At 69.7% G+C, this 12,424-nt stretch carries 10 protein-coding genes; 5 read left to right on the plus strand and 5 right to left on the minus strand.

All coding sequences use genetic code 11. From position 1 onward, the window contains the following. Positions 1–146 precede the first annotated feature (146 nt). The gene (locus B9Y95_RS13015) at positions 147–1,355 is read left to right on the plus strand and encodes an HAD-IA family hydrolase (protein ID WP_085512290.1); all 1,209 of its coding nucleotides are present in this window, start codon (positions 147–149) and stop codon (positions 1,353–1,355) included. Between the two features lie 479 nt (positions 1,356–1,834). Then, entirely contained in the window at positions 1,835–3,376 is a 1,542-nt protein-coding gene (locus tag B9Y95_RS13020) for an HNH endonuclease signature motif containing protein (protein ID WP_085512291.1), read from the plus strand. 832 nt (positions 3,377–4,208) lie between these two features. Here the strand turns inward: B9Y95_RS13020 and B9Y95_RS13025 are convergent. Both B9Y95_RS13025 and B9Y95_RS13030 read right to left on the minus strand, forming a co-directional pair. Further along, entirely contained in the window at positions 4,209–5,702 is a 1,494-nt protein-coding gene (locus tag B9Y95_RS13025; protein WP_085512292.1) for a mannitol dehydrogenase family protein, read from the minus strand. Between the two features lie 132 nt (positions 5,703–5,834). Continuing rightward, positions 5,835–6,551, minus strand: a complete 717-nt coding sequence (locus B9Y95_RS13030) for a nucleoside/nucleotide kinase family protein (RefSeq protein WP_085512293.1) — start codon at positions 6,549–6,551, stop codon at positions 5,835–5,837. Positions 6,552–6,772: 221 nt separating this feature from the next. Between B9Y95_RS13030 and B9Y95_RS13035 the strand changes: the two genes are divergently transcribed. Together B9Y95_RS13035 and B9Y95_RS13040 are read left to right on the plus strand one after the other, a co-directional pair. Further along, positions 6,773–7,501 carry an SDR family oxidoreductase gene (locus B9Y95_RS13035; protein WP_064296395.1) on the plus strand — a complete coding sequence of 243 codons (729 nt, stop codon included), beginning with the start codon at positions 6,773–6,775 and terminating at the stop codon, positions 7,499–7,501. A gap of 36 nt (positions 7,502–7,537) precedes the next feature. Beyond that, complete coding sequence (locus B9Y95_RS13040; RefSeq protein WP_085512294.1) at positions 7,538–8,560, plus strand: LacI family DNA-binding transcriptional regulator; 1,023 nt, start codon at positions 7,538–7,540, stop codon at positions 8,558–8,560. Here the strand turns inward: B9Y95_RS13040 and B9Y95_RS13045 are convergent. Next, the gene (locus tag B9Y95_RS13045; protein ID WP_085512295.1) at positions 8,529–9,080 is read right to left on the minus strand and encodes a GIY-YIG nuclease family protein; all 552 of its coding nucleotides are present in this window, start codon (positions 9,078–9,080) and stop codon (positions 8,529–8,531) included. The two genes, B9Y95_RS13040 and B9Y95_RS13045, sit on opposite strands and share 32 nt — an antisense overlap. A 495-nt stretch (positions 9,081–9,575) precedes the next feature. Here B9Y95_RS13045 and B9Y95_RS13050 point away from each other — a divergent pair, with 495 nt between their 5' ends. Continuing rightward, a complete protein-coding gene (locus B9Y95_RS13050; protein WP_085512296.1) occupies positions 9,576–9,902 on the plus strand; it encodes a GIY-YIG nuclease family protein in 327 nt (108 codons plus the stop codon). A 410-nt stretch (positions 9,903–10,312) separates the two neighbouring features. On the opposite strand, the gene B9Y95_RS13055 is transcribed toward B9Y95_RS13050, so the two are convergent. Together B9Y95_RS13055 and B9Y95_RS13060 are read right to left on the minus strand one after the other, a co-directional pair. Beyond that, positions 10,313–11,491 (minus strand): Gfo/Idh/MocA family protein, encoded by a 1,179-nt coding sequence (locus B9Y95_RS13055; protein WP_085512297.1) that lies wholly within the window; start codon positions 11,489–11,491, stop codon positions 10,313–10,315. Then, on the minus strand, positions 11,488–12,330 hold the full coding sequence (locus B9Y95_RS13060; protein WP_085512298.1) for a class I fructose-bisphosphate aldolase: 843 nt from the start codon (positions 12,328–12,330) through the stop codon (positions 11,488–11,490). Before B9Y95_RS13060 ends, B9Y95_RS13055 begins: the two co-directional genes overlap by 4 nt. Positions 12,331–12,424 lie beyond the last annotated feature (94 nt).

The following is a 12,424-nucleotide window of genomic DNA, read 5'->3' on the forward strand; positions in this document are numbered from 1 at the left end:
CTTCGTGCGCCTATACTGACCGCAGACCGACAACGTTGTCAAGCAACGTTGTCTGAAAGAGATCAAATTCATTTGGAACTCGCATCGAAGAGGCGTTCAGACCCCTCGGATGTGGGTCGCCACCCCGGAATCATCGAGGAGTCAGCGTGATCGTCGTCGTCGCAGGAGCAGCCGGAAGCGGCAAGACCACCCTCGGACGTGAGCTCGCCAGGGCCCTCCGACTCCCGCTCCTCGACCTCGACACCATCACCAATCCGTTGCTCGACGGTCTCGGTGCGGTGAGCGATCCAGATGGCGCCGAACCGCTCCACTGGAACGACGCCAAGCTGCGCCCGACCATGCGCCCGGCTCGGTACGCGGCCCTCCGAGCGGTCCTCGCCGATCAACGCGACAGTGGCGTCGGCGCGGTACTCGTGGCCCCCTTCACCGCGGAGCTCCGTGGCGGCGACGAATGGGACGCGCTCGTCGAGGCTGCCGGGACCGTCCCGAAGGTCGTCTGGCTCCACGCCGACGCCGCCACGCTCGCAGCCCGCCGGGCCGAACGCGGTGCCGAACGGGACACGCACATCGTGGACCCGTCGACCGACACCCCACCCGCCATCGAGCACCTGTCGATCGAAGCGGCGTTGTCCACCTCGCAGCAGCTCGCCGCCGTCCAACGCGCGCTCGGTCTCGGACGGACCATCGAAGCCTCCGCACCGATCTTCGACCAGGTCTTCGCCGCCGGACTCTTCGACCTCGACGGGACCCTCATCGACTCGACGCCGGCCGTGAACCGGTCATGGGCGCAGCTCGCCCGCGAATACGGTCTCGAGGGCGACCTGCTCGCCGCGGGACACGGCCAGCCCGCCGCCCAGGTGCTCGCCGGGATCTTCCCGCCCGAGCAGGTCGCCGAAGCACTCGCACGGATCATCGAGATCGAGGCCGACGAGGTCGCCGACGTCATCGCGCTCCCGGGGGCGGCGGAGGCACTGGCGGCGCTCGGCGACGACGCGAAGGCGATCGTCACGAGTGGCACGAGGCTCATCGCCGGCAACCGGATCGCCGCCGCCGGGCTCGTGCGGCCAGAGGTCGTCGTGACCTTCGACGACGTCACGAAGGGCAAGCCGGACCCCGAACCGTTCCTGCTCGGACGCACCCGGCTGGGCATGGAGTCGCAGCAGTGCGTCGTGTTCGAGGACGCACCGGCCGGGCTCGCCGCAGCGCGCGCCGCCGGCTGCTGGACGGTCGGCATCGCGGGGACGCACGAGGCGCACGAACTCGATGCGGACCTCGTGATCGACGGCCTCTTCCAACTGCGGCTCGAGCCGGTCGTCGAGGGCGGGTTCCGGCTCTTCCCGGCTTCGCTCGGCTGAGCGGCGCACCGTTCCATGGGCCTGCCGGAGGGCCGCAGCGTTCTTCGGCACCCACGGGGACTCGCTCCCTGAGCCTGTCGGAGGGCCCACTCGTCGGCACCCGCGGAGACCCGGCCCCTGAGCCCGTCGAAGGGCTCGCTCGTCGGCGCCCGCGGAGACTCGCTCCCCGAGCCTGTCGAAGGGCCTCCGAGCAACCTCGCCGCCGGACCGCGACGCCCTCCGAAACTCGTTCCCTGAGCTTGTCGAAGGGCCCGCGAGCAACCTCCCCACCACGCCACGATCGTCGCTGAAACCTGGTCCCTGAGCTTGTCGAAGGACCCACGGGCAGGCCCGCCCTCCGCACCTCGACCGCCGAGGACACCCGCTCCCTGAGCTTGTCGAAGGGCCCACGAGTGGACTCCACGTGTCGGACAAATACCCAGATCAGGGGCTTATTCAGTGCCCGTTCCAATGTCGGTGGTCCGTGTTTGGATGAAACCATGACCAGCACCGCACCGAACCCGCTCGCCGCCGCCGCGGCGGGGTTCGATGCCGTGTGGAAGGGTGCGCTCGACGCGATCCGTCCCGGCTCTGGTGTCGCGGAGCAGCTCGAGAACCTGAACGATGAGGCCATCCTCCGTGTCCTCGACGAACTCGGCTCCGTGCAGCATGCGGTCGAGGTCCTCGCCGCCCGCGTCACCGGTGCGATCGCGTTGCGGCCGTCGCCCAGTGGCCGCGACGGCACCCTGGTCCGCGCTGCCGGTTACGCCAACCCGGGCGTCATGGTGTCCGAGCGGTGGCGGGTCTCCCGCGCCCGTGGCGCAGCGATCGCCGAGGTCGGGGCTGCCATCACGCAGCCCCGCGGGCTGCTCGGCGAGTTGGAGGAATGCCCGTTCCCCGCGATCGCCGCCACCCTCGAACCGCCACCCGAACCCCACGACGACGCCGAACCGATCCGCGATCTCGACGCCGCAACCCAACCACCCACCGATCCCCACTCCGCCACGGCGGAAGATGACCCACACGACCACGGCGCACTCGGCACACCACGCTCCCCCCTCAGCGTCGACGGGGCCGCGGTCATCGTCCGGGAGCTCCGCAACGCCGGCCGCATCTGCAGCAGGGGCGAACTGGAGGCGGCGTCGGTCATCGCGGTCGAGCACGCCGGACATGCGCCCCTGCAGGACGTCACCCGCATCGCCAAACTCGTCCGCACCCGCCTCGACCAAGACGGCCGCGAACCCCGCGACGAACTCCTCCGCCGAGCAGAACGCTGCACCATCCACGAACTCCCCACCGGCATGACCCTCCTCCGCGCCGAACTCGCCCCCGAAAGCGCCGCCTTCATCCGCGCCGGCCTCGACGCCCTCATCCGCGCCACCACCCGCAAACCCCACTTCGTCCACCCCGACATGGCCGACCCTGCCGACCAACCCGACGGATCCGGTCACCCCATGCCCGACGGGCACACGCTCATCCCCACCGACCGCCGACGCGCCATCGCCCTCACCGAGACCTTCCGCCACCTGGCCGGCTGCAGCAGCGCCGCCACCGAACTCACCCCCGTCACCGTCGTCATCCGCACCGACCACGACACCCTCGAAACCGGTCTCGGAATCGCCACCATCGACGGCATCGACGAACCCATCGGAGTCGGCGCCCTCCGCCGCCTCGCCGCCGACGCCAACCTCATCCCCGCGGTGCTCCGCGGCCCCTCCCAGGTCCTCGACCTCGGCACCAGCACACGACTGTTCACGCGCGGACAGAAACTCGCCCTCGCCGAACGCGACGGCGGCTGCGCCTGGACCGGCTGCACCCACCCACCCTCCTTCACCGAAGCCCACCACATCACCTGGTGGTCCCAAGGCGGACCCACCAACCTCGACAACGGGGTACTCCTCTGCCCCTTCCACCACCACCGCATCCACGACGACCACTGGACCATCACCATCCAAAACGGCATCCCCTGGTTCATCCCACCCAGCCACATCGACCGCCACCAAACCCCCATCCGCGGCGGCCGCATCCACCTCGCCGCCTGAACCCGGGCACCCGCACGCCCAAACGCCGCCCTCCGACAAGCTCAGGGACCGAAACGGGAACCCCGCAAACCCAGACACACTCAGGGAACGACGCCGTATCCGACAACCCAGCCATCCCGGTCCCTGAGCCTGTCGAAGGGCACACGAACAGCCGTTGAACCTGCCCTTCGACAAGCTCAGGGACCGAAAAAGGGACCCAGCAGACCCAGACACACTCTGGGAACGACGCCGTATCCGACAACCCAGCCATCCCGGTCCCTGAGCCTGTCGAAGGGCACACGAACAGCTGTTGAACCTGCCCTTCGACAAGCTCAGGGACCGAAAAAGGGACCCAGCAGACCCAGACACGCTCAGGGAACGACCCCGTATTCGACAACCCAGCCATCCCGGTCCCTGAGCCTGTCGAAGGGCCCACGAGGAACCGTCATACCTGCCCTTCGACAAGCTCAGGGACCGACACGGGAACCACCCTGCCTCGGACACGCTCAGGGAACGACGCCGTATCCGACAACCCAGCCATCCCGGTCCCTGAGCCTGTCGAAGGGCACACGAACAGCCGTCATACCCGCCCCTCGACAAGCTCAGGGACCGACACGGGAACCCCGCAAACCCAGACACACTCAGGGAACGACGCCGTATCCGACAACCCAGCCATCCCGGTCCCTGAGCCTGTCGAAGGGCACACGAACAGCCGTCATGCCCGCCCTTCGACAAGCTCAGGGACCGACACGGGAACCACCCTGCCTCGGACACGGGAACCGGTCAGCGACCGAACGCACCCGCTCCTCAACCGGTCGACGGGCCGACGACGCGGCACACGGCCGCCGCAGGCTCACCCCGCGGCGACGAGCTCCTCGACCGCCACCCGCGCACCGACGGCCGCCAGCCGCGCGCGCGCCGCGATGAACGCCTCGCGCAGTCGCACGTCCGATCCGAGGTCGCCGAACACCACCTCCAGGTCCAGGAACGCCCCCGGGCGCTCCGCCTCCTGCGCGACGGCCGCCTGCAACTCGGCCAATCGCCGGTCGACCGGCGCTAGCTCGCGCCCGTCGTCACCGACACCCTCGATGAACCGACTCCACGCCGCGAGCACGAGCACCGAGCGGGCGATCCCGCCACCGATCCGCACCTGCTCGCGGACGACCGGGAGCAGGAACTTGGGGATGCGCTCCGAAGCGTCGACGATCTGCCGCGCCAAGGTGTCCTTGATCGCCTCGCTGCCGAACCGGCGCATCAGCTCCGCACAGTACGCGTCGATGTCGATGCCCGGCACCGGCGCGAGCGTCGGCCTCGCCTCCTCGTGCATGTAGCCGAGGAGGAACCGGGAGAACAGCTCGTCGCGGCAGACATCGTGCACGTACGTCTCTCCCGCCAGCAACCCGAGGTAGCTCATCGCCTGGTGGGAGGCGTTCAACAACCGGAGCTTCATCAGCTCGTAGGGCTCGACGTCCTCCACGAGTTGCACGCCCACCTGCTCATACGGCGGACGGCCGTCGGAGAAGTCGTCTTCGAGCACCCACTGCTCGAACGATTCCGAGAGCACCGGCCAGCGGTCGTCGATCCCGAACCGCTCGGAGACGAACGCGCGCTGCTCGTCCGTCGTCGCCGGCGTGATGCGGTCCACCATGGAGTTCGGGAACCGCACCTCGGCACCGATCCAGGCCGCGAGCGCCGGGTCGATGCGCTCGGCGAAGGCGAGGATCGCCGTCCGGGCGACGTACCCGTTGCCCTGGATGTTGTCGCAGGACATGACCGTGAAGGGGACCGCACCGGCGTCGCGTCGGGCACGGAGGGCCGCCGTGATGAACCCGAGCGGGCTCTGCGGCAGCGCCCCCGCCGGCAGCCCGTCGAGGTCTGCGAGCGTCGCACCGTCACTCGGCTCGAAGGCCCCGGTCGCATCGTTCACCCCGTAGCCGCCCTCGGTGATGGTGAGGGACACGATCCGCGTGGACGGATCGCTCACGCGCGCGAGGACCGCTTCCGGGTCGTCGGGAGCGAACAGGTACTCGACGATCGACCCGACGACGCGCGCCTCGACCTCGCCGTCCGGACTCGTCGTCACGAGCGTGTAGAGCCGGTCCTGAGCGCCGAGCGCGTCCCGCATGGCGGCGTCACCGGGCAGGGTGCCGACGCCGACGAGCCCCCAGGACGCGTGCTCGTCGCCGGGGAGCCCGAGCACGCGGTCGACGAACATCGCCCCGTGCGCACGATGGAAGGCGCCGACGCCGAAGTGGACGATGCCGGGTCGGATGGCCGAGCGGTCATAGGCGGGGACGGCCACCCGCTCGTCGAGAGCGGTGAGGGTGGCGTCGGAGAGCTGGGTCATGTGGTGCCTTCTCGTCGGTGAGCGGGTTCCGGGTGGTGCGGGTCGAGCGTGCTGCGGCTGCTGGGTGCTGCGGGTCGAGCGTGCTGCGGCTGCTGGGTGCTGCGGGTCGAGCGTGCTGCGGCTGAGGGCGGGTCAGACGCCGTGGGTGGATTCGGTCTCCACCGGGGTCGACGCGTCGAGCGTGACGATCCGGGTGGCACGCTGCTTGGTGGCGTCCACCAGGCGGGCGTTCGGCTCGTCGACGCCGATCACCCAGGCTTCGGCCTCGTCGCGCGGGTGTCCGTGACCGAGGCGTCGGGCGATGAGTCGGTCGCGGCGGACCTCGTCGTCCACGTCGACGTACCAGGACTCGTCGAGATGCGCGGCGACACCCTGCCAGCCGTGGTCGTCGAACAGGAGGTAGTTGCCCTCCGTGATCACGAGCGGCACCTCGGGACGGACGAGGACGGCACTGCCGATCGACGCCTCGAGCGAGCGGTCGAACCGGGGTGCGTAGATCGATGTGCCCGGTGAATCGGCGGTGCGTCCGGCACGGGCGAGGCGGGACAGCAGCGCGATGTAGCCGTCGACGTCGAAGGTGTCGGGCGCGCCCTTGCGGTCGCGTCGCCCGAGGCGGACGAGCTCGGCGTTGTCGAGGTGGAAGCCGTCCATCCCGACGATGACGGCCTGGTCGCCGAGCGCCGCGGCGATCGCGTCGCTGACGGTCGACTTGCCCGCACCGGGTGCCCCGACGATCCCGAGGATCCGGCGGGACCCGGTGGCGGCGAGCGAACGGGCGTGATCGATGAGGCCGTCGAGGTCGACGAAGCCATCGAGGCCGGCCCCGGCAGTGGTCGTGATGCCGCTCATCGTGATGCCTGACCTCTCCTGGGAGCCGACCGGTCGCGGTCGCGCCGTCGCCCGACTCACGGTAGGTCCACGGGATGCGTGTGTCAACACCGGATGTCACCGGTGTCATCATCTGCCGTAGAAATGCATGTCACGGGTGACATGACCGTCATTCCGTGGTTATGATGCTCCCGACCCGGTGCACCGACGCACGGGCCTCATCACGTCGATCGGACCACCTCATGACTGACTTCAACGGCCGCACCATCCTCGTCACGGGAGCGAGCGGCGGCATCGGCGGCGCCACCGTCCGCCACCTCGTCGCAGCGGGTGCGCAGGTGATCGCCTCCGGTCGCAACGTCGAGCACCTCGACGCCATCGCCGCCGAGACGGGCGCCGAACCGCTGCCCTTCGACCTCACCTCGGAGGACAGCATCCGCGACGCGATCGAGGGACGCGACATTTGGGGCGTCGTCAACTCCGGCGGTTGGGGCGGCGAGATCGCTTCCCCACAGGAGACCGACATCGACGTGTTCGACAAGGTCATCAGCATCAACGCACGTGGGTCGCTGCTCGTCACCAAGTACGCGTCCCGCGAGATGATCCGCCAGGAACGCGGCGGCGCGATCGTCAACGTCTCGAGCCAGGCGAGCCTCGTCGCCCTCTCCGGCCACATCTCCTACGGCTCGTCGAAGGCCGCGCTCGACAACATCACGCGGGTCTCCGCCCTGGAACTCGGCAAGTACGGCATCCGGGTCAACGCCGTCAACCCGACCGTCGTGATGACGCCGATGTCCGCCTGGTACTGGGGTCGGCCCGACATCGAAGGCCCCTTCCTCGAGGCGATGCCGCTCGGCAAGTGGGCCACCGAGGACGACATCGCCGGCCCGATCACCTTCCTGCTGAGCGACGCCGCCGGCATGATCTCGGGCGTCTCGCTGCCGATCGACGGCGGCTACACCGCGCGCTGACCCGATCCGGCTCGACCGAACGGGAGGGACCCGAGCATGGCCACGATGCGCCAGATCGCCGCAGCCGCCGGCGTGAGCGCGAAGACGGTCTCGCGGGTCTTCAACGACGACCCGCACGTCCTCCCGGCGACCCGAGAACGGGTCGAGTCGATCATGCGTGAGCTCGACTACGTGCCGAACTCCCTCGCGACGGCGTTCCGCTCGGGCCGTCCGTCGGTGATCGGGGTCGCCGTCCCCGACATCGTCGACCCGTTCTTCGCCGAGATCGCGCGTGCGGTGGAGCGGACGGCGCGCGATCACGACATGTCGACGCTCGTCACGAGCCTCGGCGACGACCCGGACCGCGAGCGCGCGGTCCTTGAGCCGATGCTCCGGCGCCAGCTGGCCGGAGTGGTGCTCGCGCCGATCGGCGACGACCAGAGCTCGCTGGCCGCGTGGGCGTCGCGGACGCCGTTCGTGTTCGTCGACCGCGCGCCGGGGCGCCTCACGGCCGACGCCTTCACGCAGGACGACTTCGGTGGAGCGTTCGCAGCGACGACCCACCTCGTCGAGCATGGCCACCGCCGGATCGCCTTCGTCGGCGACCAGCTGGCCCTGCCGACGACCGCCGAGCGGCTGCGCGGGTACCGGGCGGCACTCACCGAAGCCGGGCTGCCCGCCGACGAGGGGCTCATCGCCCTCGGTGCGGCGACCCGCGAAGGGGCGGCGGGTGCGCTGGCGGCGATCGCCTCGCGGGCGACGGCCCTGTTCTCGTCGAACGCCGTCTGCACGATGGCGTTGCTGCCCGCGCTCGCCGAGCAGCCGCTCCCGCTGGTCGCGTTCGGAGACTTCCCCCTGGCCGAGCTCCTGCGACCGTCGGTGTCGGTCATCACCCAGGACCCGGAGGCCCTCGGCCGACTCGCTGCGGAACGGATCATCGACCGACTCGACCGCCCCGACGCCCGATACCGCCGGAGCACGGTCCTCCCGGTGCACCTCGTCGAGCGCGACTCGTGTCGGGCTGGAGCCGCGACCCCCCTGAGCCGGGCTATCGCCCCCGGAGCGCCGCCGCCTCGCTGAGCCATCGGCTGTAGAGGTCCCAGGGGTCGACGTCGCGGGCGACCGAGGCGATGTGGGCGAGCAGTCGAGGCGACCCGGTGAACCACTCGGAGCGCTCGAGGCGCTCGCGGGCGAACTGTTCGTGACGCGCACGCTCGACGTGACGGTCGCCGCGTTCGAGGGCGAGTAGCTCGTCGTGCCAGATCGCGGCGAACCGCTGGCGTGGGTTGGTCGTCGTGCCGATCTTCACGCGGTCGCCGTGGCGGAGGTAGTAGACGACGTCGATCCGCGGCCGGGCGAGGTCGTCGTCGGGCACCTCCCCCTGCCGCCACTCGCACGCGGCGCACAACCAGGCGGACGGGTAGTGTCGGCCGAGCCGCGAGCCGCACATGATGCACGGCGACGGCAGGGCGTCGACGACACCCCAACGACGCTCCGCCCAGTCGGCGGCGAGGGCCAGGTGATCCTCGCAGAGCGCGACGGGCACGTCGACCGGCGCCGCGGCGTCGCACCCGGGTTGTCCGCATCGTCTGTGGGGCATCTCCCGAGTGTCCCCCACCCCGCCGACACCGGCCTCCAACCCCGGTCCCTGAGCCTGTCGAAGGCACCCGAACTGACCCCGCCCTTCGACAAGCTCAGGGACCGATCGGTTGCGCCGGCAGGGACCGGCCGAGCGAGCGGACAGCGACCGACCGTTCGGAAACGACCGACTCCAACCCCGGTCCCTGAGCCTGTCGAAGGGCACACGGCAGGACCCCACCCCTTCGACAAGCTCAGGGACCGATCGGTTGCCGGTAAGGACCGGCCGAGCGAGCGGACAGCGACCGACCGTTCGGAAACGACCGACTCCAACCCCGGTCCCTGAGCCTGTCGAAGGGCACACGGCAGGACCCCACCCCTTCGACAAGCTCAGGGACCGAACGGGCGAAGCGGCAGGGCGAGCGACGGTCCTCCACAACTCCCCCGTGATCCGAGAGCGTCCACCGTCGGACGTCAGCGCAGACCGACGGGATCGAGGTCCTGCGAGGCTTCCCGAATGCCCCACGTCTACATCCTCAAATGCGCCGACGGATCCTTCTACACCGGCAGCACCATCGACCTCGCTCGACGAATCGCCGAGCACATGGACGGCCTCGGAGCGACCTACACCCGCGAGCGGCTGCCCGTCACACTCGTCTGGTCGGCCGAGTACGACCGCGTGGACGACGCATTCTTCATCGAGAAACGTCTTCAGGGGTGGAGCCGGGCGAAGAAGCAGGCGGTGATCGACGGGCGGTTCGACGACCTCCCGCGTCTCAGCTGCTCGCGGATCACCGCATGGCGCGATCCAGAACCTGGAACGGACCCGGTGGCCGGTCCCTGAGCCTGTCGCAGGCACACGAACTGACCCCGCCCTTCGACAAGCTCAGGGACCGATCGGTTGGGCCGGCAAGGACCGGCTGAATGAGCGGACAGGGACTGACCGTTCAGACACGACCGACCCCGACCCCGGTCCCTGAGCCTGTCGAAGGGCACACGAACAGACCCCACCCTTCGACAACCTCAGGGACCGAACGGTTGGGCCGGCAAGGACCGCCCTTCGACAGGCTCAGGGACCAGAGAGGCGAGCGGACAACCCTTCGACAAGCTCAGGGACCAGAGAGGCGAGCGGACAACCCTTCGACAGGCTCAGGGACCAGAGAGGCGGGCGGACAGCCCTTCGACAAGCTCAGGGGCCGCCCAGCGCGCTCCCGGCTGGGAGACGGTCGGGTGGCCTCCCAGCCGATGCGCACGTCACAGCGCGATCGCGCGACCCTCCTCGTGGGAGCGGATCGCCGCTCGGTAGATGTCGTGGGTCAGCGCCGCCTCCTCGGGGCGCGCCGCCCCGAACCGGTCGCCGAGCGAGCCGTGCCGCTCGGCGAGGAACACGGCCCACATCTGGAGGATCGTGTCGGAGAACCCGGACTCGAAGTTCGGGCCGGTCACCGTCGGCCACACCGACTGGCTGCCCGCGTCGAGCTGCTGCCACACCTGCTCCCGACCGCCACCCGGGATGTCCCGCACCGCGAACACCTCGACGAGCTTGGGGTTCTTCGTGCTGAACCGCACCCCGCCGTCGAGACCGATCGCCTCGAACTCCCACGTGTTCTTCTGCCCGGGATCGATGCGCTTCGTCTCAGTCGTCAACGGGAAGCGGACACCGTCGTGGGTCGCCCAGCTGTGCAGCACGGCGTTGTCCCAGGTGTCGCACGGCACGAGCGAACCGTCGGGGCCGGGCCGCTCGGTGACGATGTTCTGCAGCACCCCGTACACGCTCTCGGGTGCCCAGCCGAGCCGCAGCGGCACGTGCCAGGTGTGCATGCCGAGGTCGTTCATCACGCCGGCCTCACCGCAGAACCGCGTCTGGCGCTTCCAGTTGATCTGCTTGCCCCGATCGATGTCGCTCGAGTGCAGAAAACTGTTGCGCGCCTCGACGATCGTGCCGAGCGCTCCAGACCGGACGTAGTCGATCGCCAGTTGCGCACCCGGGAAGAACGGCATCTCACTCGAACATCGGACGAAGCTCTCCGGGTGCTCGGCCATCGCCGCGAGGACGGACTGCGCTGCCGCTGCATCGATGCCGAACGGCTTCTCCGCCAGTAGGCCCTTCCCGGCTCGGATGACGTCGGTGTAGATCTGCTCGTGGAGGTCGTGACGCACGGCCACGTAGACGACGTCCACCGACGGGTCGGCGAGCAGCTCGTGGTAGTCCGTGGTCTTCGTGACGACGGTGTCGATCTCGTCGAACCAGTCGAGCGCCGCCGGATTGATGTCGCAGATGGCCGTCAGTCGCGGTCGCACCGGGTGGTCGATGAGTGCCGGCCACCGCTGGATGGCCGCGGCGATCTCGCGCCCCATGAGTCCGCCGCCGATGATCGCGACGTTGACGCGCTCCGCCGTCGCGCGGTCGGACGTCACCTGGTCGGCGCTCATGCGCGAGCCGCCTCGAGGATCGCGAGGCCGGCGTCGGCGTCGGCGCCGTCGTGCAGCACCGCCATGAGTGCCGCGGTGATCGCGGCCGGGTGCTCGTGCTGGATGATGTTGCGACCGTAGACGATGCCGCTGACCCCCGCGTCGAGAACGGCGACCGTGCGCTCCAGCAGGGTCCGGTCGTCGACGCGACCGCCGCCACGGACGAGGACGGGGATGTCACCGGCGACCTGCACGACGCGCGCGTACTCGGTGATGTCGCTGCTCGGGTCGGCCTTGATGAGGTCGGCGCCGAGTTCGACCGCCTGGCGGACGAGCGTGACGATCTTCTCGATGTCGCCGTCGACCTGGTACCCGCCGGCCGTCGTGTTGTCCTGCATCACGAGCGGTTCGATCATGAGCGGCATCCCGTACCGGGTCGCTTCGCGGCGCAGGGCCATGATCGAGCGGATGTTCGCCTCGCGGACCTCGGGGTGGTCGGGGATCTGCATGAGGTTGACACACACGGCGACGGCGTCGAGCCGGACGGCCTCCTCGATCGCGTGCGGCACGTGGTGGCTGTAGAGGATCGAATCGAGCGGGTTGCCGTAGACGTTCGCGACGTCCGTCCGCAGGACGAGCGCCGGCTTGTCCTTGCCGGGGACCTGCTGCAGGAGACGGGCCTGGCCGAGGGTCAGCTGGACGGCGTCCGGGCCGGCGGCGACGAGGGTGCGGACGACCTCGCCCATGTCCTCGATGCCGGTGATGAACGAACGCTCGCCGAAGAACCCGTGGTCGACGGCGACGTCGAGCGCGCGACCTGATCGGGCGTTGAAGAGACGATTGAGGCGGTACAGCGACATTGCGGCGGCTCCTGATCGTGACGGGGAGGGTTTCCGAATCGTCCCTCGGTGTGTCACAGTAGTGGCCTGAGACAACGTTGTCTAGCTTGCATCG

The sequence above is a fragment of the Plantibacter flavus genome, from assembly GCF_900177615.1.
Classification (GTDB): domain Bacteria; phylum Actinomycetota; class Actinomycetes; order Actinomycetales; family Microbacteriaceae; genus Plantibacter; species Plantibacter flavus.